The 24,270-nt window shown below is 67.0% G+C and carries 21 protein-coding genes; 16 read left to right on the top strand and 5 right to left on the bottom strand.

The genetic code is table 11. The annotated features are described in order from the left end of the window. Positions 1-196: 196 nt before the first annotated feature. Positions 197-1,381 (bottom strand): acyl-CoA dehydrogenase family protein, encoded by a 1,185-nt coding sequence (locus ACFWU2_RS04805; RefSeq protein WP_378601752.1) that lies wholly within the window; start codon positions 1,379-1,381, stop codon positions 197-199. 121 nt (positions 1,382-1,502) lie between these two features. Here ACFWU2_RS04805 and treS point away from each other — a divergent pair, with 121 nt between their 5' ends. Together treS and ACFWU2_RS04795 are read left to right on the top strand one after the other, a co-directional pair. Continuing rightward, entirely contained in the window at positions 1,503-3,341 is a 1,839-nt protein-coding gene (gene treS / locus ACFWU2_RS04800) for a maltose alpha-D-glucosyltransferase (protein ID WP_378601749.1), read from the top strand. Further along, positions 3,338-4,729, top strand: a complete 1,392-nt coding sequence (locus ACFWU2_RS04795; protein WP_378601746.1) for a hypothetical protein — start codon at positions 3,338-3,340, stop codon at positions 4,727-4,729. The genes treS and ACFWU2_RS04795 overlap by 4 nt, the downstream gene beginning before the upstream one ends. Before the next feature lie 62 nt (positions 4,730-4,791). Here ACFWU2_RS04795 and ACFWU2_RS04790 read toward each other — a convergent pair whose 3' ends face one another. Continuing rightward, the gene (locus ACFWU2_RS04790) at positions 4,792-7,215 is read right to left on the bottom strand and encodes an ATP-dependent Clp protease ATP-binding subunit (RefSeq protein WP_378601743.1); all 2,424 of its coding nucleotides are present in this window, start codon (positions 7,213-7,215) and stop codon (positions 4,792-4,794) included. 161 nt (positions 7,216-7,376) lie between these two features. On the opposite strand from ACFWU2_RS04790, the gene ACFWU2_RS04785 reads away from it, so the two are divergent. The 3 genes from ACFWU2_RS04785 (at position 7,377) to ACFWU2_RS04775 (ending at position 10,658) form a co-directional block, all read left to right on the top strand. Then, positions 7,377-7,832: a MarR family winged helix-turn-helix transcriptional regulator gene (locus tag ACFWU2_RS04785; protein ID WP_378601740.1), complete on the top strand. Its 456-nt coding sequence runs from the start codon at positions 7,377-7,379 to the stop codon at positions 7,830-7,832. Positions 7,833-7,839: 7 nt separating this feature from the next. Further along, the gene (locus tag ACFWU2_RS04780; protein WP_378601737.1) at positions 7,840-8,262 is read left to right on the top strand and encodes an organic hydroperoxide resistance protein; all 423 of its coding nucleotides are present in this window, start codon (positions 7,840-7,842) and stop codon (positions 8,260-8,262) included. Between the two features lie 62 nt (positions 8,263-8,324). Next, the gene (locus ACFWU2_RS04775) at positions 8,325-10,658 is read left to right on the top strand and encodes a DEAD/DEAH box helicase (protein WP_378601734.1); all 2,334 of its coding nucleotides are present in this window, start codon (positions 8,325-8,327) and stop codon (positions 10,656-10,658) included. Here ACFWU2_RS04775 and ACFWU2_RS04770 read toward each other — a convergent pair. After that, positions 10,645-11,541 carry an oxidoreductase gene (locus ACFWU2_RS04770; protein WP_378601731.1) on the bottom strand — a complete coding sequence of 299 codons (897 nt, stop codon included), beginning with the start codon at positions 11,539-11,541 and terminating at the stop codon, positions 10,645-10,647. The genes ACFWU2_RS04775 and ACFWU2_RS04770 overlap by 14 nt on opposite strands. Before the next feature lie 149 nt (positions 11,542-11,690). Here ACFWU2_RS04770 and ACFWU2_RS04765 point away from each other — a divergent pair, with 149 nt between their 5' ends. The 4 genes from ACFWU2_RS04765 to ACFWU2_RS04750 all read left to right on the top strand — a co-directional run bounded on the left by ACFWU2_RS04765 (position 11,691) and on the right by ACFWU2_RS04750 (position 16,057). After that, on the top strand, positions 11,691-12,863 hold the full coding sequence (locus tag ACFWU2_RS04765; protein ID WP_378601728.1) for an RNA polymerase sigma factor: 1,173 nt from the start codon (positions 11,691-11,693) through the stop codon (positions 12,861-12,863). A 150-nt stretch (positions 12,864-13,013) separates the two neighbouring features. Then, positions 13,014-13,736: a GntR family transcriptional regulator gene (locus ACFWU2_RS04760; RefSeq protein ID WP_378601725.1), complete on the top strand. Its 723-nt coding sequence runs from the start codon at positions 13,014-13,016 to the stop codon at positions 13,734-13,736. Between the two features lie 64 nt (positions 13,737-13,800). Further along, on the top strand, positions 13,801-15,315 hold the full coding sequence (locus ACFWU2_RS04755; RefSeq protein WP_378601722.1) for an NCS1 family nucleobase:cation symporter-1: 1,515 nt from the start codon (positions 13,801-13,803) through the stop codon (positions 15,313-15,315). Between the two features lie 4 nt (positions 15,316-15,319). Next, positions 15,320-16,057, top strand: coding sequence for an aspartate/glutamate racemase family protein (locus ACFWU2_RS04750; protein WP_378601719.1), 738 nt, complete (start codon positions 15,320-15,322; stop codon positions 16,055-16,057). Here the strand turns inward: ACFWU2_RS04750 and ACFWU2_RS04745 are convergent. Together ACFWU2_RS04745 and ACFWU2_RS04740 are read right to left on the bottom strand one after the other, a co-directional pair. Next, on the bottom strand, positions 16,041-16,793 hold the full coding sequence (locus tag ACFWU2_RS04745) for an IclR family transcriptional regulator (RefSeq protein WP_378601716.1): 753 nt from the start codon (positions 16,791-16,793) through the stop codon (positions 16,041-16,043). The two genes, ACFWU2_RS04750 and ACFWU2_RS04745, sit on opposite strands and share 17 nt — an antisense overlap. Next, a complete protein-coding gene (locus ACFWU2_RS04740; RefSeq protein WP_378601711.1) occupies positions 16,790-18,337 on the bottom strand; it encodes an APC family permease in 1,548 nt (515 codons plus the stop codon). Before ACFWU2_RS04740 ends, ACFWU2_RS04745 begins: the two co-directional genes overlap by 4 nt. Positions 18,338-18,712: 375 nt before the next feature. Here ACFWU2_RS04740 and ACFWU2_RS04735 point away from each other — a divergent pair, with 375 nt between their 5' ends. Genes ACFWU2_RS04735 through ACFWU2_RS04705 form a run of 7 tightly spaced genes read left to right on the top strand, consistent with a single transcriptional unit; the run spans position 18,713 to position 24,227 of the window. Continuing rightward, positions 18,713-19,288 (top strand): MauE/DoxX family redox-associated membrane protein, encoded by a 576-nt coding sequence (locus tag ACFWU2_RS04735; protein WP_378601708.1) that lies wholly within the window; start codon positions 18,713-18,715, stop codon positions 19,286-19,288. 40 nt (positions 19,289-19,328) lie between these two features. Next, positions 19,329-19,928 carry a redoxin domain-containing protein gene (locus tag ACFWU2_RS04730; protein WP_169621220.1) on the top strand — a complete coding sequence of 200 codons (600 nt, stop codon included), beginning with the start codon at positions 19,329-19,331 and terminating at the stop codon, positions 19,926-19,928. 29 nt (positions 19,929-19,957) lie between these two features. After that, the gene (locus tag ACFWU2_RS04725; protein WP_378601705.1) at positions 19,958-20,647 is read left to right on the top strand and encodes a methylamine dehydrogenase light chain; all 690 of its coding nucleotides are present in this window, start codon (positions 19,958-19,960) and stop codon (positions 20,645-20,647) included. After that, entirely contained in the window at positions 20,644-21,957 is a 1,314-nt protein-coding gene (locus ACFWU2_RS04720) for a hypothetical protein (protein ID WP_378601702.1), read from the top strand. The genes ACFWU2_RS04725 and ACFWU2_RS04720 overlap by 4 nt, the downstream gene beginning before the upstream one ends. Continuing rightward, positions 21,954-23,528, top strand: a complete 1,575-nt coding sequence (locus ACFWU2_RS04715) for a multicopper oxidase family protein (protein WP_378601699.1) — start codon at positions 21,954-21,956, stop codon at positions 23,526-23,528. Before ACFWU2_RS04720 ends, ACFWU2_RS04715 begins: the two co-directional genes overlap by 4 nt. Before the next feature lie 10 nt (positions 23,529-23,538). Beyond that, entirely contained in the window at positions 23,539-23,880 is a 342-nt protein-coding gene (locus ACFWU2_RS04710) for a plastocyanin/azurin family copper-binding protein (protein WP_378601696.1), read from the top strand. Between the two features lie 14 nt (positions 23,881-23,894). Beyond that, positions 23,895-24,227 carry a plastocyanin/azurin family copper-binding protein gene (locus tag ACFWU2_RS04705; RefSeq protein WP_378602336.1) on the top strand — a complete coding sequence of 111 codons (333 nt, stop codon included), beginning with the start codon at positions 23,895-23,897 and terminating at the stop codon, positions 24,225-24,227. The last annotated feature ends 43 nt before the right edge of the window (positions 24,228-24,270 follow it).

Below are 24,270 nucleotides of genomic sequence, written 5' to 3'. Positions count from 1 at the left end.
ACGCCGAACAGGCTCTATGACCCGGCACACCGTCTCACCCCGACGCTCCGGAGCAGGACCTTCGAGCCCCGGTGCATCTACGCCGAACCTGTTCCCGTGCAAGCAGACAACTCGCGATGTGGCCGGGTGTGACACCGCTCCACTCCCCGGTGCCGAACAGCGGATCGCCCTTTCTGCGGCGCGAGCGAGGCGGTCCCTACCGCCACGGCACTCGCTCCGGGTCGCGCAGCATCCGGCGGGCCGTCGACATGCGATGCACCTCGTCGGGGCCGTCGTAGATGCGCGCGTACCGTGCGCGTCGGTACATGGCCTCGAGGGGCGTATCCGCGGTCAGGCCCAGCGCCCCGTGTACCTGGATCGACCGGTCGACGACGTCGTGCAGCATCCGCGCGCCCCAGAACTTGATGAGACCGATCTGTACCCGGGCGTCCTCACCGGCGTCCATGACCCGGGCCGCGTCGAGCGTCATGAGGCGCGCCGCTTGAATCTGCGCGGCCGATTCGGCGACGTACCGCTGGATCTCACCCTTGTCGGCGAGGAGTGACCCGTGTGCGAACCGGGCATTGGCCCGCGTACACATCAGTTCGAATGCCCGTTGCGCCTGCCCGAGCCAGCGCATGCAGTGGAAGATCCGGCCAGGCCCGAGGCGGTCCTGAGCGACAAGGAAACCGTTGCCGCGTCCCCCGAGCACGTTGTCGGCAGGAACCCTGACGTCGGTGTAGCGCACCTCGTAGTGGTCGCTGGGGTCGTACCCCATGGTGGGGATGGCCCGGACGATCTCGAAGCCCGGCGTATCCGTCGGGACGATGACAGCGCTGATACTGCGGTGGAGCGGCGTCGAGTCGGGTTCGGTGCGCGCGAACACCGTGCAGTAGCCGGCCTGCCGGGCGCCGGTGGTGAACCACTTGTGGCCGTTGACGACCCACTCTGCTCCGTCCAGACGGGCGGTCGTCTGCACGAGCACCGGGTCGGAGCCGGCCACTTCGGGCTCTGTCATGCCGACCGACGGCAGGATCTCACCGGACACGAGACCGGGAACCCAGCGCCGCCGCTGCTCCTCGGTGCCGTGCCGATGCAGCATCAGCGCGTCCTGCATCGACACCGATCCCACGGCGAGCTGACCGAATTCGGACCGGCCGATGATTTCGTTGAGATAGACGAAGTCCAGGAACGGAACTCCCCCGCCGCCGATCTCCGCGGGGTGCCCGAGCGCCCACAATCCGAGTTCCTTCGCACGGCTCTTCAGCCCGTCCAGCGCAGAGGCCCCGTCGTCGTCCAGCCGCGACAATATCGGCTCGAGCGGGATAACCTCCTCGTCGATGAAGGAACGCATCCGGGTGCACAGCTCGGCCACCCGCCCCTCCGGCCGATTCGCAGTCATGGGCGTCAATGTATCCGCGCACGCATGCCCTCACATCGCTTTCTGCCGGCCCGGGTGTGGACCGGCCGACGCCGGGGAACCCTGAGGATCCGCCCTGAACGATGACGAGCCCGGAGGTTTCATGCCAGCAGAAAGCCCAGCCGATCCGACCGCCCGAGCTGTGGAACCCGAGCACACCCCCGACGGGCACATCGTCGAGACACGGTCCGAGGATTTCGCGCATGCACGCAACCTTCCGGTCGATCCCGACTGGTTCAAGACCGCAGTGTTCTACGAGGTTCTCGTCCGCGCGTTCAACGACTCGAACCACGACGGGACCGGTGACCTGCGGGGCCTGACCGAGAAACTCGACTACATCGCGTGGCTCGGGGCCGATTGCATCTGGCTGCCCCCGTTCTACGATTCCCCGCTGCGGGACGGTGGTTACGACATCCGCGACTTCCGCGCGGTCTTACCGGAATTCGGGACGGTCGACGACTTCGTGACGTTCCTCGACGAAGCACACAAGCGCGGTATCCGCGTGGTGACCGACCTGGTCATGAACCACACCTCCGATACCCACGCGTGGTTCCAGGAGTCGCGTGCCGAACCCGACGGTCCCTACGGGGATTTCTACGTGTGGTCCGACACCGACGAGGCCTACAAGGATGCCCGCATCATCTTTGTGGACACGGAGACCTCGAACTGGACGTGGGATCCGGTGCGCAAGCAGTACTACTGGCACCGCTTCTTCTCGCACCAGCCCGACCTGAACTACGACAACCCCGAAGTCCAGGACGCCATGCTCGACGTCCTCCGCTTCTGGCTGGACCTCGGCATCGACGGATTCCGGCTCGACGCGGTGCCCTACCTGTTCGAGCGCGAGGGCACCAGTTGCGAAAACCTGCCCGAGACCCACGCGTTCCTCAAGAAGTGCCGGACAGTGATGGACGCCGAATACCCGGGCCGGGTCATGCTCGCGGAGGCGAACCAGTGGCCGACGGACGTGGTCGAGTACTTCGGTGAGCCGGAGATCGGCGACGAGTGCCACATGGCGTTCCACTTCCCGCTCATGCCCCGGATCTTCATGGCGGTACGCCGCCAGAACCGATTCCCGATCTCGGAGATCCTCGCGCAGACCCCGTCGATTCCCCGCACCGCACAGTGGGGCATCTTCCTGCGCAACCACGACGAACTCACTCTCGAGATGGTGACGGACGAAGAGCGTGACTACATGTACTCCGAGTACGTCACCGACCCGCGGATGCGGGCGAACATCGGGATCCGCAGGCGTCTGGCCCCTCTGCTCGAGAACGACCGCAACCAGTTGGAGTTGTTCACGGCGTTGCTGCTGAGCCTGCCCGGGTCCCCGGTGCTGTACTACGGCGACGAAATCGGCATGGGTGACAACATCTGGCTCGGTGACCGCGACGCGGTGCGTACCCCGATGCAATGGACGCCCGACCGCAATGCGGGTTTTTCCCGCGCCGATCCGGCGCGGCTGTATCTTCCGACCATCATGGATCCCACGTACGGGTACAACGCGGTCAATGTCGAGTCCCAGCTGAACTCGACGAACTCGCTGTTGCACTGGACTCGCAGGATGATTCAGGTCCGCAAACAGCACCCCGCGTTCGGCAAGGCGGCATTCACCGAACTCGGCAGCGCCAACCCCGCGGTCCTGTCGTATCTCCGGGAGATGGAAACGGCCCCGGATCGCAACTACAGCGACGTCATCCTGTGCGTGAACAACCTTTCCCGCTATCCGCAAGCCGTGGTACTGGATCTGTCGAGGTTCGCCGGGTGGATCCCGGTGGAGCTCACCGGGTCGGTGCCGTTCCCATCGATCACCGAGGAGGGCTACATGCTCACGCTCCCCGGTCACGGGTTCTTCTGGTTCGCTCTGCAACCGGATCCCACGACAGAAGGCGCAGGATCGCATCCCGTCAGCAGCGAAGCGGAAGCGGCGGTGCAACCATGACCGAGCAGAACCACGGCCGTTATCCGGACGCCGATCTCGAAGCGGGGTTGGCACACTGGCTGCCACGCCAGCGCTGGTTCGCCGCGAAGGGCCACACCATCACCGGTGTGCGGATCGTGTTGCGGCAGACGCTCGCCGCCGAACCCGGGTTCGGCGCCGACCATGTCCTGGTGGCCGTCGACTTCGAGGACACACCCGAGCAGATCTATCAGGTGCCGTTGGGGTACCGATCGCACCTGCCGGACGATCTGGCTCCGTGGACGTTGGCGACACCGGACGACGCGGGGCACAGCGTGTTCGTCTACGACGGTCTGCGTGACCAGGACATCATCGGCCTGTACGCGCAGAGCCTGAGCAGTGGCCGCCCGAAGGGGCCCGTCGATCTCCATACCCTCGCGGGTGCGGAGTTCGAGGCGGGGATGCGCGGGCGCGCTCTCGGCGCGGAACAGTCGAACACGTCCGTGGTACTCGGCGAGCGCCTGCTGCTCAAGATGTTCCGTCGTCTCACGTTGGGTATCAACCCGGACGTGGAGTTGCACCTCGCGTTGACCGAAGTGGGCTGCCGCTCCGTGGCACCGATCCGTGCGTGGATCGATGCCGATGTCGAAGGTGTCCGCACGACGCTCGCGATGGCCCAGGATTTCGCCGCCAATTCCGCGGACGGGTGGGCGATGGCGCTCGGAAGTATCCGCGATCTTCTCATCGAAGGGGATCTGCGGGCCGACGAGGTCGGTACGGATTTCGCCGGTGAGTCCTACCGGATGGGGACGGCCGTCGCCGAGGTCCATTCGGATCTCGCCGCCGCGCTCGGTGAATCACAGCGTCCCGCGTCCGGACTTGCGGCCGCGATGAGCCGCAGACTCGAGGCTGCTGCCGCCGAAGTCGAGGAACTGGCGGAATTCGTACCCGCGATACAGGCGAGGTTCGACGAAGCCGCCGCACTCGGTCCCGTCACGGTGCAGCGCATCCACGGCGACCTCCATCTCGGGCAGGTGTTGCGCACACCGGAACGGTGGCTGCTCATCGACTTCGAGGGTGAACCCGCCAAGTCGCTCGTCGAACGCCGGCACCCCGACACCCCGCTCCGCGACGTTGCGGGAATGCTGCGTTCCTTCGATTACGCCGCACACCACTCGGTGCGGGAGCGGGACCCCGACGGCGCCACGGCGCAGCGTGAGTTCCGGGCGCGGGAATGGGCCGAACGCAACTCCGCCGCGTTCTGCGACGGGTACGCCGCAGCATCCGGATCCGATCCGCGCGAAATCGGGCCGTTGCTCCGTGCGTACGAAATCGACAAGGCGGTCTACGAAGTCGTGTACGAAGCGCGGCACCGCCCGTCGTGGCTCCGTCTGCCCCTCAACGCGATCCGGAGGTTGTGCAAAGCCTGACGACGACCGGCATACGAAAGGGCGGGTGTGTGCACTGCACACACCCGCCCTTTTTCGGAATCTCAGACCACCTGCAACTCCAGTTCGTCGCCGGCGACATCGACCTCGACGCGTCCGCCCTCGACCAGTGTGTCGTCGAGCAGCAGATCGGCGATGCGGTCGTCGACAACCCGTGCGATGGACCTCCGCAACGGGCGGGCACCGAACTCGGGCTGGTGCCCGTGACGGGCGATCCACTCCACGGCCTCGGGGCTGAAGTCGATCTCGATGCCCTTCGCCTGGAGCCGCTTCCGGCTCTCGTCGAGCAGGAGATCGGCGATCCGGTGCAACTGCTCGTCGTCGAGCTTCCGGAAGACGACGATCTCGTCGATGCGGTTGAGGAACTCCGGTCGCATCGATTCGCGCAGCCGTCCCATCACCCGGTCACGCAAGGGCTTTTCTGCCGCCTCCGCGTCGCCGGTGGTGAACCCGATAGCTCCACCACGGCTGGAGATGATGTCCGAACCCACGTTGCTGGTCATGATGACGACGGTGTTCGTGAAGTCCACCGTGCGGCCTTCGCCGTCGGTGAGGCGACCGTCGTCGAGCACCTGCAACAGGGTGTTGAACACATCCGGGTGTGCCTTCTCGATCTCGTCGAGCAGCACGACCGAATACGGGTTGCGACGGACCTGCTCGGTCAGCTGACCGGCCTCGCCGTAGCCCACATACCCGGGCGGTGCGCCCACGAGCCGGCTCACGGTGTGTCGTTCACCGAACTCGCTCATGTCCACGCGCAGCATCTTGCGCTCGTCGCCGAACAGGACCTCGGCCAGCGCCTTCGCCAGCTCGGTCTTGCCCACGCCGGTCGGGCCGAGGAACAGGAAGCTGCCCACCGGGCGATGCGGATCGCCCATGCCCGAGCGGCTCCGGCGGACGGAACGCGTGACCGCGCGCACCGCCTCGTCCTGACCGATGACGCGCTTGTGCAGCTCGTCCTCCAGAGTGCGGAGACGGTCCTTCTCCACCTTGGTCATCTGTGTGACGGGGATTCCCGTCGCGCGCGAGACGACCTCGGCGATCAGTTCGGTGCCGACCACCGGGACGTCCGCATCAGCCGACGCGCCGGAGTCGATGCGCTGCTGGATCCGGACGATCTCGTCGCGGACGCGCGAGGCTTCCTCGTAGTCCTCGGCCTGCACCGCACGGTCCTTCTCGGCTTCGAGTTCGACCAGCCGGTCCCGCAGCTGTGCGTCGTCGACGCGCGGGGTGTGCAGCCGCAGCCGAGCACCGGCCTGGTCCACGAGGTCGATCGCCTTGTCCGGCAGGTGCCGGTCGGGCAGGTAACGCACCGACAGTTCGACGGCGGCGTCGAGAGCCTCGTCCGTGTAGCGGACACCGTGGAATTCGGCGTACCGGTCACGCAATCCGTGGAGGATGGCGACCGTGTCCTCGCGGCTCGGCTCACCGACCATCACCGGACCGAAGCGCCGTTCGAGCGCCGGGTCCTTCTCGATGTGCTTGCGGTATTCGTCGAGTGTCGTGGCACCGACGATGTGCAGTTCGCCGCGGGCGAGCTTGGGCTTGAGGATGTTCCCCGCGTCCATCGCCCCGTCGTTGCCGCCACCGGCGCCCACAACGGTGTGGAGTTCGTCGATGAAGACGATCAGTGCGCCCGACTGTGCGGTGATCTCGTCGAGCACCTTGGTGAGGCGTTCCTCGAAGTCGCCGCGGTAGCGGGTGCCCGCCACCATGCCGGTCAGGTCGAGTTGGACGATTCGCTTGTCGCGCAAGTTTTCCGGTACGTCACCGTCCACGATGCGCTGGGCGAGCCCTTCGACGATCGCGGTCTTGCCGACACCTGCCTCGCCCAGGAGAACCGGGTTGTTCTTGGTACGGCGGGACAGGATCTCGAGCGTCTGCTCGATCTCGTCGGCGCGGCCGACGACGGGGTCGATGCCACCGCCCCGAGCGCGCTCGGTGAGGTCGACACCGAATTTGTCCAGCGTCGGGGTCGCGGAGTCGCCACCCGCTTCGGCCGGCGGCACCGGTTGGAGCGCCGTCTGCAGAGACTGCGGGGTGACACCGAGGGAGGCGAGCAACCGTCCCGGGGCGCGGGTCTGGTCCGCGGCCAGCGCGAAGAACACGTGCTCGGGGTCGATGTAGGTCGAGCCGAGCGCGCGCGAGAGCTGATGTGCCTCCAGCAGCGCGGTCTTGACCGCCCCACTGAGTGCGGGAGCCGAAACGCCGGAGTCCGGGTTGCTCTGCGGCAACCGCTGGTCGACAGCCGCGACGACCGCGGCCGGATCGGCTCCGGAGCGGGTCATGACGGTGCGGGCCGGATCGGTTTCCGCCATGGCGCGGAGGAGGTGCAGCGCATCGAGGTCGGCGTCGCCGCGTTCTGCGGCGAAGCGAGCCGCGACCGCCATCAGTTCCTGCGTACCGCGGCTCATGAAGCGGGAGAGGTCGATTCGGCCGGGTCCGCCAGGCCCGAAGAATGCCGTCATTCCGAAGCCTTTCTCTTGACTTGAGCCTTACTCACTCAACTAACGTGCCGAACACTTCATCAATTCCGAAGCCCGAGGGCAAACGAAGGTGAGCTACGTCACGGAGAGCTAGGAGGGCACTTATATTGTGCACAACAGAACGGTGCGCTACTTTATTTCACGTGTCGGATCCTTTCGCTCTCGATCAGCAGGTGTGCTTCGCGCTCTACCGCGCGTCGCGCGCCACCACAGCGGTCTACCGGCCGCTCCTGGACCGACTCGGCGTCACCTACCCGCAGTACCTGGTACTGCTCGCACTGTGGGAACGCGACGCGCGCGGAGTGCAAGACCTGTGCGCCGCCCTCGACCTCGACACCGGCACACTGTCACCTCTTCTGAAGCGACTCGAGTCGGCCGGGCTCGTCGAACGGACACGGCAACGCGACGACGAGCGACGCGTCGTCGTACACCTCACCGACGCCGGCAACGCGCTTCGGAAGGAAGCCGAGGACATCCCCGGCTGCGTGGCCCGCGCGGGCCACCTGGAACTCGAGGAACTCGTCGAACTCCGCGACACGCTCCACCGCCTGACCGCCGCGCTGCAGCACGCAGCCGACGACACCCCTGAGGAAAGGTAGGACCGCCATGAAGATCCTCTACACCGCTGAAGCCCTCGCCACCGGAGCCGGACGCAACGGCCACGCTCGCACCAGCGACGGCAAGCTCGACGTCGACCTCGCCATGCCCACCGAGATGGGCGGCAACGGCGAAGGCACCAACCCCGAACAGCTGTTCGCCGCGGGCTATGCGGCGTGCTTCCACTCCGCACTGCAGATGATCGCGCGTCAGGAAAAGGCCGACATCAGCGACTCCGCCGTGGGCGCCCGCGTCGGCATCGGCCCGACCGACGGAGGCGGGTTCGGCCTCGCCGTCACCCTCGAGGTCACCTTGCCGAAGCTGTCCACCGAACAGGCCCGCGAGCTCACCGAGAAGGCTCATCAGGTGTGCCCGTACTCCAACGCGACTCGCGGCAACATCGAGGTCACCCTCGAGGTCTCCGAAGACTGATCGATCACCTGGGCCACCCGGCCTCACCACGTGTCCACGCCGCGTCCGCGTAGCGTGGACACGTGGGTATGCAGGACGGGTCGCGGCTCGCGAAGTTCGCGGCCGAGGTGGGATTCACGCTCGACGACTTCCAGATCGAAGCCTGCCGTGCGCTCGAAGAGAACCGAGACGTGCTGGTCTGCGCCCCGACCGGAGCCGGAAAAACGGTGGTCGGCGAGTTCGCGGCCTACCTCGCGCTCGAGTCTCGTCACCGCTCACCCGCGTCCCGGCACTCGCCTCCCCGCGGCACCTGTTTCTACACCACGCCCATCAAGGCGTTGAGCAACCAGAAGTACAACGACCTCGTCGAGCGATTCGGTGAGGGCGAGGTGGGCCTGCTTACCGGGGACATCACCCTTCACCCGCACGCCCCCGTCGTCGTCATGACGACGGAAGTCCTGCGCAGCATGCTGCATTCCCGCTCCCCCCTCCTCGACGGCCTCACCCACGTCGTGATGGACGAGGTGCATTATCTGGCCGACCGGGAACGAGGCGCGGTCTGGGAAGAGACGATCCTCTGTCTTCCCCGCTCGGTGCGGCTGGCCAGCCTGTCGGCCACGGTGAGCAATGCCGAAGAATTCGGGGCATGGATCCGCCGGGTGCGCGGCGAGACCACCGTGATCGTCGACGAGGTCCGCCCGGTCCCGCTCACCCAGCACATGCTCGCCGGCGGCCGGTTGTTCGCCCTCTTCTCCCCCGGCACCGGGACCATCGACGACACACTCGACCGCTACATCGCGCATCGGCAACTCGCCGACGCCGCTCCTTCTCCCGGAGCGAGGAAACGCCGTAAGCGCCGGACCTCGACACCCCTTCCCGCGGGCGGTGATCGCCCGGAGATCGTGGCGCGGCTCGAGTCCGAACAACTCCTGCCCGCCATCTGGTTCCGTTTCAGCCGGTCGGGATGCGACGCAGCCGTCACCGAATGCCTCGACTCCTCCCTGCGTCTCACCGAGGCCGCGGAGGTCCCGCAGATCCGTGCGATAGCCGACCGGCACACGGCCTCCCTGCCTCCGGCCGACCTCGACGCGGTCGGTTACTCCGACTGGATCGAGGGGCTCGAGCGCGGATTCGCCGCACACCACGCCGGCCTCGTTCCGGCATTCCGGCATGCGGTCGAGGACCTGTTCACGCGCGGACTGGTCCGCGTCGTTTTCGCGACCGAGACCCTTGCGGTGGGGGTCAACATGCCGGCTCGCACCGTCGTACTCGAACGTCTCGTCAAACCGACGGCAGCCGGACCGGTGCGCCTGACGCCCGGTGAGTACACGCAGCTCACGGGCCGCGCCGGTCGGCGCGGGATCGACGAGGAGGGGCACGCCGTGGTGCTCTGGCACCCCGACACCCTCCCCGCCACCGTTGCCGGACTCGCCTCGACGCGCGCTTATCCCCTGCACAGCTCGCTGCGCGTGGGCTACAACACCTCCGTCAATCTGGTCGAGCGCGTCGGCCTCGACGGCGCACGCACACTTCTGGACCGTTCGTTCGCCCAATTCCAGGCGGAGCGATCGGTGCGCGCGTTGTCCGATGCGGTACGGGCGAACACCGTGCTGATCGCCGATCTCGAAGCGGAACTCGCCGATGCCGCAGGTTTCGCCGAGTACCGGAGCCTGTACGAGCGTCTCGCCGTCGCGCGCACCACGGCCTCCGCGGACACCGTCACCGCGCTCGCCCGCGCGGTGCGTTCACACCCGGGCCACCGGCGGCCCGACCGGGCACACCTGCTGGCCGTCGCGGGCCGGCTCGGCACCCTGCTCGTCGACACGGAACGAATGCGCGGTCGGATCGAGGCCGTCACCGGACGTCTGCGCACTACGTTCGATCGCACCCTCGCTGTGCTCGAGGAACGCGGCTACGTGATCCTCGACCCGGCCGGTGAATCGGCGTACGTCACCGACGACGGACGGCGGCTCGGCAGGATCTATTGCACGAGTGACCTTCTCGTGGCCGAATGTGTGCGGACCGGCGCATGGGACGGGCTCGAACCCTGCGAGCTCGCCGCAGTGGTGTCGACCGTGCTCGGCGAGACCCGGCACCGCACCGTCGCGACGTCCGGACGGACCACCCCGGCGGTGGACGAAGCCCTGCGCGTGACCATGCGCCTCTGGGGTGAACTGGCCGCAGCGGAACAGCGCCACGGTCTGACGGTGAGCCCCGACCCCGACCCCGTGGCCGTCGGAGCCGTCCACAGCTGGGCCCGCGGCGACGGACTGGCCGCGGCCCTGCGCGTCGCGTCGGAATCGGGGCTCTCCGCGGGTGATCTCGTGCGTCGCTACCTGCGCACCCTGGACCTCGTCGACCAGACCGGTCTGTGCCGCCGCGACGCCCTGCCGCCCGTGTCGTTCACGTTGACGTGAGCGGCGACCGCACGTCGCACAACTGCTCGGACAGCGACCACAGACTCGCGGCGACGCCCTGGTCGTGCGACCGCGCGTTGGACTGCACCTTCTTTGGATGCCCTCGCATCTCGAACAGTCCACCGGGCCCGTAGAAGCCGCCGGGTTCCGCATCCGCAGCGGTCGCGGCGTAGAGGGACGGAAGTGCTCCCATCGCGGCCGACTGGCCGATGACCGGCGTCACCCACTCGACGAGCTTGCCGTACCGCGACTCGCTCCGGTACTGCAGGTTCGTCGACGAGTAGCCCGGGTGTACCGCAAGGGATTTCACCGGCGATCCGTGTGCGGTGAGCCGTCGCTGCAACTCGTAGGTGAACAGGAGATTCGCCAGCTTCGACTGGCCGTACGCGGGCCACCGCTCGTACCGGCGCCGCTCCCAGTTCAGGTCGTCCAGATCGATCTTGCCGATCCGGTGCATGGTGCTGCTCACGGTGACGACGCGATCGGTGATGCGCCCGAGAAGGAGCATGGTGAGCGCGAAATGGCCGAGGTGGTTGGTACCGATCTGCATCTCGAAGCCGTCGGCGGTCCGCCGGAACGGCACCGCCATGACGCCCGCATTGTTGACGAGCACATCGATCGTCGGGTGGGTCGCGGCGAGGTCCGCGGCGAACTCACGCACCGACGACAGATCGGCGAGGTCCAGTTTGCGCACCTGCGCGTTCGGCCCGATGTCCGCGGCCACCTCCTCTCCCTTCGCGACGTCGCGGCACGCCAGCACCACCTGGGCGCCGGCACGCGCGAGCGCCCGAGCCGTCTCGGCGCCGAGGCCGCTGTTCGCACCGGTCACCACGACCGTGCGGTTGCTCTGATCGGGGATGTCGTTCGCTGTCCATGCCGCCATACCCCGCACACTACGTACGCATCGGGATCGGCAACAGGGCTCGCCGGACTCGAGGCATTCCCTGTCTGCCCCGCGCCTCGTAGAGTGCACCCGGGCGCGAGTCCCGCAGGGGCACACGGGGGCGCGGACGAAGGGGAGGGTTTGCATCGATGGCGTACCGGAACGGGTCAGCCGACCGCGAGGTCGGCGAGGCACTGAGGCAGGGAGATCCCGCGGCGACAGCGCGGCTGTACGACTTGTACGCGCCCGGATTGTTCGCGTACGCCTGCGGGTTCGTCGACGCATCGACTGCCTCCGATGTCGTGCACGACTCGATCTGGATCGCGGTGCGCCGAATCGACGCTCTCAGCGACACCGGCTTGTTGCGTGCGTGGCTCTATGCGATCGTCCGTTCCGAGTGTGCGCAGCCCGGGCGTGCTGCCGGCTCGGTCGGCTTCGTTCCCGCGACCGATCCCGCAGCGCCACCGCTCCGTCCCCAGTTGTACGCGGTCCGCGAGGCGGTGGGCAGCCTCGGCGCAATCGAACGCGAGGTCCTCGAACTGGCGGTGCGACATCACTTCACCAACACCGAGATCGATGCGATTCTCGGATCCGCCGCCGGTGACGGCCGCCCGTTCGCTCGCGCTCAGCAAGCGGTCGACCTGGCGGTACCGGCCGTTCCGAATGCGACCGGATTGTTCGCGGCCGTGCCGCCCGTCCCGCTCCCCCGGCGCTTGCGCGACCGGGTGCTCACGGCGACGCCCCTCGACACGGAACTCACCGACATGGGACGCCGTATCGAACCGCTGAACCGGAACGGATTCCCCGTCGCCCGCCGTGGGCGCCGGAAAACGGCAGCGATCGCCGCGGTCGCGGCGGTGCTGGTCCTCGCGGTGGTCGCCGTGGTCGTCCTCCCCGGTTCGGAGCCCGAAGAATTGTCGGCGCCGCCCTCTCCGACCTCGAGTTCGGTGGATCTTCCCCCGTCCCCGACACCCGTCGTCACGGCCTCTCCCGTGAGCGGATCGGAGACGCCGACCACGGAGACCGAAATCCCGACCACCACAGCCGAACCCATCGTCGACAACACCGTCGACCTCGGCGTCGGCACGGTGATGTCGGTCGAGGAGAGCACGGTCACCACCTCGGCCCGCACCTCCGCACCCACGTCGCAGCAGGTGTCGGCTACGTCCACAGCCCGCGACATCACGCGGTACCCGCGGCGGACGAAGCCCGAGGACGACAGTCGCTCGGAGGACAAGGAGCGGGACGAGCGCCCGGCCACCACGCCCCAACCCACGACGCGCGTCACGCTCCCCACGACCACGCGGGCACCGGCCCCATAGCGCACCCGCCGATGCCGGGTGGTGCGCGCGGCATCGGCTGACGGGCCGGCGACTCGTCGCTGTCACACGAGTGAGACGCACCGGACACATCACGGGCTTACCGTCGCGTCGTCGTCACTCGTGTTCGCCGGACAGGAAGGAGCCACCACCGTGGCGCCACGTCGCAGATCGGTGCTTGTCGACCGGCTCCGAGTGGACGTACCCGGACGGCCGCAGGACGCGATCCTCGAAGAGTTGCGGCGCGTGTTTCTCTCCGGGGCAGCACCACCGGGCACACCCATACCGGTGGGTGAGGTCGCGGAGATGTTCGGAGTCAGCCGCATCCCCGTCCGCGAGGCACTCAAGACCCTCATCGGCGAAGGGCTCGTCACCCATCGGCAGAATCACGGGTACACCGTCGCCCAGTTGACGGCCGAGGAACTGCGCGAGCTGTATCTCGTCCGGGAAACACTCGAATCGGCCTCGCTCGCCGCCGCTGTGCACAACGCCACCCCGGAGGACTACCGGCTCGCCGAGCAATCGCACAAAATCCTCGAACGTGCAGTGCGTGAGCATGATTCGCACACCTACCACCGCGAGAGCCGCGTGTTCCACATGACGCTCGCTCGCCCGTCCCGGATGCACCGGCTCCTGCACATGCTCGAATATGCCTGGAACATCACCGAACCGGTCCAGCCGATGGTGCACGTGAGCGACGCGGAACGTGCCGACCTGCACCACGAACACCAGGCCATGCTCGACGCGTTCCTCGCGCGCGACACCGAGCAACTGCTCGCAGCGTACGAGCATCACAATCGACGCCTCGACGCAGCCATCGCGACGCTCGCGGCGGGTGCCGGGCTGCTGCCCACGGAAGATATACAGTTCGGGTAATCCTGCGGCAATGTCACGCAATTAGCGTCGGCGCATCGAGTTTCCCCACCGCCCAGGAGCACCCATGACCGAAGTGCTGGTACCGCGCGACGAAGCCCCCGTTCCGGGTCCGCCCGCCGCCGATTACGATCCGCGGCTCACCAACGACGACCTGGCCCCGCTGAAGAACCAGCGCTGGGGCTCGTACAACATCTTCGCGTTCTGGATGTCCGACGTACACAGCGTCGGTGGCTACGTCACAGCCGGGAGCCTGTTCGCACTGGGCCTGGCAAGCTGGCAGGTCCTCGTCGCCCTCCTGGTGGGCATCACCATCGTCTACTTCTTCTGCAACCTCGTGGCCAAACCGAGCCAGATCACGGGTGTTCCCTATCCGGTGATCTGCCGTAGCGTCTTCGGCGTACTGGGTGCGAACATTCCCGCCATCATCCGCGGACTGATCGCGGTGGCGTGGTACGGGATTCAGACATTTCTCGCCTCGGCCGCGCTCGACATAGTGCTCATCAAGCTGTTTCCCTCGCTCGGTCGGTACGCCGTAGTCGCCGACTACGGGTTCGCCGGGCTGTCCGCTCTCGGCTGGGTCAGCTTCCTCACTCTGTGGGTGCTGCAGGCATGTGTGTTCTGGCGCGGCATGGAGTCCATCCGGCGCTTCATCGACTTCTGCGGGCCCGCCGTGTACGTCGTGATGTTCCTGCTGTGCGGGTACCTGATCTCGAAGGCCGGGTGGAGTGCGATCGACCTGACGCTGGGCGATGTCACGCACACCGGCTGGTCGTCGGTGCCGGTCATGCTCGGCGCTGTCGCCCTGGTGGTCTCGTACTTCTCCGGACCGATGCTGAACTTCGGAGACTTCTCCCGGTACGGCAAGTCGTTCAGCGCCGTCAAGAAGGGCAACTTCCTCGGTCTCCCGCTCAACTTCCTGGTCTTCTCGCTGCTCGTGGTCGTCACCGCGTCGTTGACCCTCCCGGTCTACGGCGAACTGATCACCGACCCGGTCGAAACCGTCGCCCGGATCGACTCCACCTTCGCGATCGTCCTCGGAGCGCTCACCTTCGCGATCGCCACGATCGGCATCAACATCGTCGCGAACTTCATCTCGCCGGCGTTCGACTTCTCGAACGTCAGCCCGCAGAAGATCAGCTGGCGAGCGGGCGGCATGATCGCTGCGGTCGGTTCGATCCTCATCACGCCGTGGAACCTGTACAACAACCCGGAAGTCATCCACTACACGCTGGAAACCCTCGGTGCGTTCATCGGTCCGCTGTTCGGCATCCTCATCGCCGACTACTACCTGATCCGCAAGCAGAAGGTGATCGTCGACGATCTGTTCACGATGTCCGAGAAGGGCGCCTACTGGTACAGCAAGGGGTACAACCCCGCTGCCGTCGTCGCGACCGTCGTCGGTGCGGCCGTCGCGATGACCCCGGTGCTGTTCAACACCGCGCCCGGCATGAGTACCACCGCGCAGTACAGCTGGTTCATCGGGTGCGGGCTCGGCTTCGTCGTCTACCACCTGCTCGCAACCCGTACCCGGTGGGCAGTCCGCATCCCCGAGTCCGCCCCCGCGCAGGAAGCCGTCTGATCGAATGTTTCTCAAGGTCGTCAACCCGAACACCACGCGGGCGATGACCGCCAAGATCGAGGCGTGTGCCCGGGCCGTCGCAGGTCCGGGCACACGCCTCGAGGCGGTCAGCCCGGAGATGGGACCACCGTCCATCGAGAGCCACTACGACGAAGCACTCGCGGTACCCGGTCTGCTGGCGGAGATCGAGAAGGGAGAGCGCGACGGGGTCGACGGCTACGTGATCGCCTGCTTCGGCGACCCCGGTCTCGATGCGGCGCGTGAGATCGCGACCGGACCGGTCGTGGGAATCGCCGAGGCCGCCATGCACACCGCGACACTTCTGGGCCGGAGTTTCTCGGTCGTCACGACACTGGGCCGCACGACCGGGCGGGCCCGGGATCTCGCCGACCGGTACGGGATGCACGACTCGTGCCGGGGGGTGCACGCGTGCGAGGTCCCCGTGCTGGCGCTCGACACCGACCCGGACGCACGCAAGATCGTCACGGAAGCGTGTCTCGACGCGTTGTGCGCAGACGGATCCGACGTCGTGGTGCTCGGTTGCGCCGGGATGGCCGACCTGTGCGCCCGGATCTCCGCCGACCTCGGCGTCCCCGTCGTCGACGGTGTCACCGCGGCAACGCTGACGGTGCAGTCGCTCGTCACGATGGGACTCGTCACCGGGGGAAAGCGCGGTGAGTTCGCGCCTCCGCCTCCGAAACGCTATTCCGGAATGCTGGAGAGCTTCACAACAATCCGGTGAGACGCCGCGAACCGTCGTGAAGGAATGTCAGCTGGTCGTACTCCGCAGGGGACACGCGCAGCGGCGAACCCTGCAAGCAGAGGCCCCCGACCACCTCGGCATCGTGGTTGCGGATCGGCACGGCCAGCGCCGATCGTCCCACGCGGCATTCCTGATTCTCGAACGCGTGACCGACGAGCCGCGTCCTGGACAGCTCCGATTCGAGGACTTCCGGGTCGCAGACGGTGTATTCCGTCAGTCTGCGTAGTTCGAGACCCACGCTCATCCCGGGATTGTGGGCGAGCATCACCTTTCCGAGCGCGTTCGAGTGAAGGTTCTTGGCCAGCAGCGCGATACCGACGATCTCATGGTCGGGGTCCTGATCGACGAACCGCAGCCTGCCACCCGCGAACGAGGCCACGTGCAACCCGAAACGGGTGTGCGAGCGCAACTCCTCGACCGTCTCGTGCAGCGTGGGTGAGGTGTCTGTCTCCGCTGCGGCTCGGGACAGTTCGGCGGTGCGCCGCCCGAGAGCGAAGCCCGACAGGTCGGGTACGCGCACCAGGAAACCCTCCGCAACAAGCAGATTGAGCATCCGATAGGCAGTTGTGGGCGCAACATCGGCAAAGTGGGCGATTTCCTTCGCTGTGGCACCCGGTCCGAGATGCGCCACGGCCTCGAGCATTCCCAGCGCTTTCTGTACAGCCTTGGGCTGCTGCCCACCGAAGCCCACCGCGGCATCGGACTGGGTGGTCATCGCCGGTCCCCCGGCAGCGATTGAGCCGAGACGAGTTGCGGTCGCCCGTCGTCGTCGAGTACCAATTCGCCTGCGCCGGGCAGCAGGTCGGTCGTTTCCGGGCTGTCGAAGGCGCCCATCGTCGCCAGCGACTCCGGCCGGAGCCGCTTCAGCACGGCCACCCACACCACGCCGGAGGCGCCCACCACGAGCACGGCACACGGAATTCCCCACTGCCCGTCGATCACCCCGTCGAGCGCGAGATAACCGAGCAGTCCGACCCCCACGCACGTGATACCCACCGCGATCATCGTCGTCGACCGGGCATCCTCGCCGATACGCCGCAGGAACCGCAGGCACGACACGGCCAGCAACGTGTACGCACCGACGACAGCGACCTCGACGAAGCCGTCGAACACGACGGAGTCGCCGACGAACACCAGTAGATACGTCCACGCGCCGACGGCACTTGCGAGGGTGAACGCGATCACGGCGGCATACGGTGTGCGCCACCGTGGGTGCACGCGGGACAGTCGTCTCGGAACGGTTCCCTCGATACCCATTGCCAGCAACAGCCGGGAGCCTGCCTGCGCGCATCCCAGCGCCGACGCGAGCCAGGAGAAGGTCACGCCGACCTTCACCGCGACCACCATTTCCGTACTCGCTCCGGAGTCGGTGCCGTCGAAGTATGCGGCCACCACCACATCCGCGTTGCCCGTCAGGGCAGCCCATCCCGCGAACACGAAGACCGCGCCGCAGACGATGGGCGTGATGAGAACAGCACGGGTCACGGTGATCAGGGGTCGCCGTGCCTCGGCGCCGAAGAAGGCGGCACTTTCGAAGCCCGCCATGCCGAACACCACGATGAGCGCCAGGAACGGCAGCGTCCCCGACGCACCGGGCGACACCGGGGTGATCGGCGTGCCGGAATCGGCGACCATCAGACTGCAGATGAGCACCAGCGAACACAGTTCGACGACGAGGATCGCACGGGTCGCGAAGCGGACACCGCGCACCGCGATCACCGTGACGGCGCACGCCACCAGCGCCGCGGTCACCAGCAGGGGAATCGTGCCTGCGCTCGGCATACCCAGAGCGGTGCCGATTCCCAGCAGGCTCACGGCGGAGTTGGCGACCACCGAGATCGAGATGCCGAGATAACCGAGCAGCAGGGCCGCACCCATCGTGAGGGTGGCGCGCCGGGGAAGGCCGTGGAACGCGAAGCTGTACAACGAACCGGCGGCGGCGAGTCGACGAGTGAACTGCGTGATACAGAAGGCGACCGCGACGACCACCGCGGTGGTGCCGATGATCGCGGCCACTCCCGCCACCCCGGGTTCGGCCGAGGTGATCCACCACGCGATGAAGATCATTCCCGTCGCCGGCGCGACCGTCGACAGGGACTGCCCGATCAGATCTACTTGCGTCAGTTGTCTCCGGCCCAGCGCGCGCAGGGGAGAAAACACCGGTGTGGTGACCGGGGCCGCGTTCCGGGATCGCGCGATCGCCGCTCCCAGCGCACCGCCGATCCGTGACCCGCCACCGCTACGTCTGCCGTTGACCACCGGCACTCCGATCGTTCGTCGGCCCGTCTCCGGAACCGGGCCATCCAGGCAAAACGATAGAACGTCCGTGTTTCCGGTCGATTTCCTGTCCGCGCCCGGTGTGCTTGTTACGGGGACCGCCGCGAGGTGACGGTGGTGTGAACCCAAGTGGGAATCGGGACCGGCCCAGAACTGCCCGACACCGGCGAGCACCCGCCCCCGGAGTGCACATATGACGCCCTGGATGCCCTTCACCTGCACAAACAGACCCGGCGCGGTTCCCGGCCGTTTTCCACTCGGCGATCGCACAGTGTTTTCCTGCGCGACGCAAAAGTGCCGCATCCGCTCATCAGGATTGGCCCGACGACAGAGAGGGCGTGATCCATGTTGTGGGCGATGGTCGCATCGATCCTGGGCGGGACGCTCCTGCTCGCGGGCATTCCGAAGCTCCGCGACCGGGACGGACTGCTGACGGTGGTGAAGGGATACCGGTTACTACCGGACCGAATGGAACGTGTGGTCGCGGTGACGCTGCCGTTCGTCGAGGTTCTCGTCGGTGCGGCACTGATCCTGGGTGTCGCAGGTGGGTGGGCAGCCGCCGGTGCTGCGCTCCTGTTCACGGCCTTCGCAGCCGGGCTGGCCGCGAACCTGGTGCGGGGGCGGCGTGATCTCGACTGCGGTTGCTTCGCGTTCTCTGCCCACGAAGTGCCGCGGATCGGCTGGTTCCACGCGGTGCGCGCGGCATCGTTCGCTGCGGCGGCGTTCGTCCTCGCGGCCACCGGTTCCGCGGAGATCGCCCCGATCGAGCGACTCGTCGGAGGGGCGAGCGGCCTGCTGATCGTGCTGGCCGTGGTGGCGATGGTGCAGATCAAAGCCGTCGTGCACGTCGGCCGGCGTCCGGTCGACGACTACCTGACCTCCGCGTCGATCAAACTCCGGGCCGTGAGCACCGAGTCGCGGTACGGCTCCTGACCCTCTCTCAGCCCCACCTTGCACAGATAGGACTATTTCGATGACAACATTTCTGCTGGTGGCCGTCGTGGTGCTGACCGTCGCGGTCGCACTGCTGTTCCTCATGACCCTCGCGCTCGCACGGGAGATCGGCCGAGTTCAGGTCCGGCTCGGTCCCCTCGGAGCGAGGATGATGGATACCGGCCCGAAGGTCGAGCAGGCCGGCCCGTCGTTCGCCGGGCTCGTCGATCACGTCGGCCGCTCCGTGCGGGTGGGCGGGCACCGCGACAAGGCGCAGTTGCTGATGTTCACCGCGCCCAGTTGCAGCACCTGCAAGAGTCTGCTGCCCGGCTTGCGTGCGATGGCCCGCGCCGAAACCGATCTCGACGTCGTCATCGTCTCGGACGGTACGCCCGAAGAACACCGGGAGTTCTTGGCCGGCAGCAATATCGGCGACGAACTGAGCTACATCGATGCTCGCGACGTGGGCATCGCCTATCAAGTGGGCACCACACCGTACGGGGTGATCCTCGACGAGCACGGCAAGATCCGCGGTAAAGGCCTGTGCAACCACATGGCCCAGGTCGAGAGTCTGCTCAACGCTCTCGAGTCCGGCACTCCGTCCCTCCAGCACCTGCATGCGCAGGCGAAGTCTGCCTGACCCGTCCCGAGAGAGAAGGAGCCTATGCCATGGAAGAACACAACATGACCGAGAACCGATATCCGGTCGATGAGGACACCGTCCGCGAACAAGCGGACTGGATGGCCGGCAAAGGTGGATCCTTCGTCAGCCGCACAGGACGCAAGCTGTCCGAAAGCACTTCGCGCCGTTCGATGCTCAGCAAGATCGGCCGCTGGACGATGGGTGTGTCGGGTGTCGCGCTGATCAGCTCGCTGCCGGTCACCCGCAGCGCGATGGCACAGGAACTGCCGCCGGAGCCCGCGGCCCCCGAGGTACCGGATCCGCAGTTCATCACGTTCGACGGCAAAGATCCGGCGGAGTGCGAGTACTGGCGTTGGTGCAACATGGACGGCACCTCGTGCGCGGCGTGCAACGGTGGCGGCGTGACCACCTGCGCTCCCGGCAGCCGCCCGGGCGCAGAGTTCTGGGTCGGCTGCTGCACCAACCCGGATACCGGAAAGACTTATCTGATCGCCTATTACGACTGCTGCGGCGCACCGTCGTGCTCCAACGCCTTCTGCGGTGAACCCGACATGCAGGCGATCATGTACAACCCCGTCTCCGGCAGCTACGACCAGGAGATCATCTGGTGCGTCTCGGACGAGTCCCAGGCGTACACCTGCACGATGGCACCCATCATCGGCGAGGATTGCCAGACCCGCCCTGCAGCTCGTCCGAAGGTCGGTGCCGGAGCATGACATCGCGATCCAGCAAGCGCATTCCCCGCACCGCCGCGATCGCGGTCCCGCTCGCCGCCGCACTCGTCCTCACCGGATGCAGCTCGGACGACGAGAGCCCGGCAGCCGGCGAAGTTACCTATCCCACCGTGCCTTTCACCACTCCCGGCGAAGGCATCGGTCTCGGTCACGAGGACCAGGAGATCGGCTCGACCTTCCCCGAGCCGGTACACGTATCCGAGATCGTCCCGATGAAGTCGACGGAATTGCTTGCCGTAGGAGGCGGTTTCGGCAAGCTCGAACTCGGTGTCAACACCCTCGATCCCGTGACCGGGGTGGCAGGAAACCGATTTGTCGTCGGCCCCGGCATCTGGGATCCGGTGATCCACGGATTCGTCGGCGAAACGCCCGATGACCCCGCCGTTCTCGCGGCCGAGGTGTGGCGCCCCCGCGGGTCGCGCGGTGCCGCAGACTTCACTGTCAGCACGTACTCGGGCAACCTGCTCGAGCCCTCGGAGGTCATGCTCCCGGACTACGCGCGCGTCCACTCGCGGCCGGGCTCCAATGCGGTGACCTCGGACGGAAAGTACTTCGTGACCTGGGACGACGGACTGTACGGCGTGCGGGTCGTCGACCTCGAGGCGAAGAAGGAGAGCGGGGCACTCCAGATCATCGGCTGCGGGCCGTTCACCTGGATGGTCGGGCACGAGCTCTACAGCGTCTGCGAAGACACGCGGGAGCTGATCCAGATCTCGATCGACGACGCGGGTGTTCCCACCGAGACCGCCCGGGCCAAGGTCCTGCCCGACGATTTCGTCAGCAACCGCACGGTCACCTGGGCCGACGACGCCGACACGGCACTGCTGGTGGGAGCGAACGGCGACGTGTTCGTCCTCGATTTCTCGAACGGTCTCCCGTCGGGCGCCGTGACGCCGATCGGCAATGCGGGGCAGGACTCCGGCCGGTTCGCGGGCAATGCCATCAACAACACGGGGACCCGGATCGCGATCGAGTACACCGACTCGGTGGTCCACCCCCACTCCGCTCGTGGCGGCGACGTCGTGAAGATCGACCTATACGACGCGGCCACGTTCGCTCCCGTGAAGACCCTCGACCTGGCGGCGCTCGGGCTCACCGGCATCACCAGCATGGCCTTCTCGGTCGACGGTAAGACGCTGTACGTGCTGGGAGCCGGCCCGGAGGTGGACGGTGAACCCGCACAGACGATCGTGGGGATCGCCGCCGAGACCGGCGACAAGGTCAGTTCGGTAGAGGTCACGGGGACCGTCGAAGACGTCGGGACACTCCTGACACCTCAGGTGCTCGAATGACCCGATCAGGACCCATCCTCGATCGGCGGGGCTTCCTCCGCATCGGCTCCCTCGGAGCCGGTGCGGTGGGGCTCGGGGTGCTCGGCCTCGGTGCTGCCTCGTGTAGCTCGGGACGGGCGGAGCCTGCCGCAGCCCTCGACTACATCGCTCCCACCGACCCCGAGATCGCGGCGGCGGAAGCAGCCCGAGGGTGGAACGGACGCGAGGTCCCCGTCGCGCTGACGGCGGCGGTGGCCACCGTGGACCTCGGTGGGCGTCTCGTCGAGACGTGGTCGTACGGCGGCCGCGCCGTGGCCCCCGAGCTGCGGGCCGGCGTGCGCGACAAGATGCTCGTGTCGGTGCGCAACGACCTGCCCACGGACACGACCCTGCACTGGCACGGCATCCGTATCCGCAACGACATGGACGGTGCGGCCCCGGTCACTCAGGATCCGATCGGGACCGGTGGCGACTTCCTGTACGACTTCGTCGTCCCGGACCCGGGCACCCACTGGTACCACTCGCACAGCGGCCTCCAGGCAGATCGCGGCCTGTTCGGTGCTCTGGTGATCGAGGACCCGGACGACATCTCCGGCGCCGATGTCGACGCCGTGCTCGTTCTCGACGACTGGGTCGACGGCCTCGGCACCACACCGGAGGCCGTGCTGTCCGCGCTCAATCCCGCAATCTCCGGCGGTCACGCCGGACACGGGGGCGGCGCCGCGGTGGAACACACCGCCGACGAGAGTTCCGCTGCACTGGCACTGGTCTCCGGGGGCCACGGTTCGTCCGAACCCCTGGGCGGTATGACCCAGCACATCGGATACCCGCTGCACCTGATCAACGGGCGCCCACCGAACGATCCCGAGGTCGTGACAGCGGCACCGGGAAGCCGGGTACGGCTGCGGATCGTCAACGCGGCTGCCGAGACGCCGTACCGATTCGCGATCGCAGGACACGAACTGACCGTCATCGCCGCCGACGGGTTCGACGTCGCACCCACCACCACCGACACCCTGATCATCGGAATGGCGCAGCGGTACGACGTGCTCGTCACGCTGAAGTCCGGTGCGTGGCCGATCGTCGCGAAAGTCGAGGGCCGGGACGGGTACGCGTCGTCGGTACTGCGCTCGACCGACGCCGCGCCGCTGCCGAACCCCGATGTCGGGGGTTCGATCGCAGAACTCGGTGGACGTCTGCTTCCCGAGAGCGCACTGCGGCCGGCGGATTCCGTCCGTCTGGAATCTCGTTCGCCCGACAGGGATTACCGAGTGGAGCTGATCCAGGCCGGGGACCGTTACGTATGGGGTATGGCCGGGCCGGACGCCGGAAAACTGGTGATGCGGGAAGGCGAACGGATCCGCATCACGATGGCCAACAACAGCACGATGTGGCATCCGATGCACACGCACGGACACACCTTCGCGGTGCCGGAGTACGGAGGACTCCGGCGCGACACCGTCAACGTGCTCCCCGGTACCGAGCTCGCCATCGAGTTCGATGCCGACAATCCTGGCGAGTGGATGTTCCACTGCCACAATGCCTATCACTTCGAGGCAGGGATGACCGCGAACCTGCGGTACATCCGATGAGAGGACAGCTGTGAAGAAACTGACAACCGTTGCCGTGGCGCTGGTCGCCTCCGCCGCGCTGACCGCGTGTGGTTCGGCGGACTCGTCCGACGAACCCGCCGTCGTGATCGACGTCGCCAACATGGCGTACTCCCCCGCCTCGGTCACGATCGAGCAGGGACAGACGGTCCAGTGGCGTTTCGACGACAACGGCCTACCCCACGACGTCGCGGGTGACGGCCCGCTCGAAGGCATTCTGCAGAGCGAACTGCTCACCGAGGGCACGTACGAGTACACCTTCGACGATCCGGGCACCTACACCTACCACTGCACGCCGCACACGTCGATGGTCGGCACCGTCATCGTCCAGTAGTGCGGCAGCCGGTAATGCCGCGCCACAATCGAATCGGGCGTTGGGCGATCACGGCCGGGATCGCCGCAGCGCCCTTGACCGGATGCGCCGTCGCAGACACTCCCGATGCGGTGATCGAGATCAGCAATGTGCAGTTCAGTCCGATGGACGCCACGGTCGAGGTCGGCGACACCGTCGAATGGCGGTTCGACGACGGCGGCCTCCTCCACCACGTGGAGTCGCCCGGCGAGTTCGACAGCGGGATCACCGGCGAGGGCACCTATTCGTACACGTTCGACCGTCCCGGCACTTACACCTATACCTGCTCGATCCACCCGTACATGACCGGAACGGTCACCGTCCGCTGAGAAACGAGCGGGACTTTCGTACACAGCAACGACTCTGGAGGTT

Source organism: Rhodococcus sp. NPDC058639 (genome assembly GCF_042717545.1).
Lineage (GTDB): Bacteria > Actinomycetota > Actinomycetes > Mycobacteriales > Mycobacteriaceae > Rhodococcus.
Note: the sequence above shows the minus strand (reverse complement) of the source record. Positions and strands in the feature narration are given on the sequence as shown.

Coding starts and splice junctions, on each gene's coding strand:
- ACFWU2_RS04805 (WP_378601752.1), bottom strand. CDS start 1,381: ATGACTGCGAATCGGCCGGAGGGGCGGGTGGCCGAGCTGTGCACCCGG.
- treS (WP_378601749.1), top strand. CDS start 1,503: ATGCCAGCAGAAAGCCCAGCCGATCCGACCGCCCGAGCTGTGGAACCC.
- ACFWU2_RS04795 (WP_378601746.1), top strand. CDS start 3,338: ATGACCGAGCAGAACCACGGCCGTTATCCGGACGCCGATCTCGAAGCG.
- ACFWU2_RS04790 (WP_378601743.1), bottom strand. CDS start 7,215: ATGACGGCATTCTTCGGGCCTGGCGGACCCGGCCGAATCGACCTCTCC.
- ACFWU2_RS04780 (WP_378601737.1), top strand. CDS start 7,840: ATGAAGATCCTCTACACCGCTGAAGCCCTCGCCACCGGAGCCGGACGC.
- ACFWU2_RS04770 (WP_378601731.1), bottom strand. CDS start 11,541: ATGGCGGCATGGACAGCGAACGACATCCCCGATCAGAGCAACCGCACG.
- ACFWU2_RS04765 (WP_378601728.1), top strand. CDS start 11,691: ATGGCGTACCGGAACGGGTCAGCCGACCGCGAGGTCGGCGAGGCACTG.
- ACFWU2_RS04755 (WP_378601722.1), top strand. CDS start 13,801: ATGACCGAAGTGCTGGTACCGCGCGACGAAGCCCCCGTTCCGGGTCCG.
- ACFWU2_RS04750 (WP_378601719.1), top strand. CDS start 15,320: ATGTTTCTCAAGGTCGTCAACCCGAACACCACGCGGGCGATGACCGCC.
- ACFWU2_RS04745 (WP_378601716.1), bottom strand. CDS start 16,793: ATGACCACCCAGTCCGATGCCGCGGTGGGCTTCGGTGGGCAGCAGCCC.
- ACFWU2_RS04735 (WP_378601708.1), top strand. CDS start 18,713: ATGGTCGCATCGATCCTGGGCGGGACGCTCCTGCTCGCGGGCATTCCG.
- ACFWU2_RS04730 (WP_169621220.1), top strand. CDS start 19,329: ATGACAACATTTCTGCTGGTGGCCGTCGTGGTGCTGACCGTCGCGGTC.
- ACFWU2_RS04725 (WP_378601705.1), top strand. CDS start 19,958: ATGGAAGAACACAACATGACCGAGAACCGATATCCGGTCGATGAGGAC.
- ACFWU2_RS04720 (WP_378601702.1), top strand. CDS start 20,644: ATGACATCGCGATCCAGCAAGCGCATTCCCCGCACCGCCGCGATCGCG.
- ACFWU2_RS04715 (WP_378601699.1), top strand. CDS start 21,954: ATGACCCGATCAGGACCCATCCTCGATCGGCGGGGCTTCCTCCGCATC.
- ACFWU2_RS04705 (WP_378602336.1), top strand. CDS start 23,895: ATGCCGCGCCACAATCGAATCGGGCGTTGGGCGATCACGGCCGGGATC.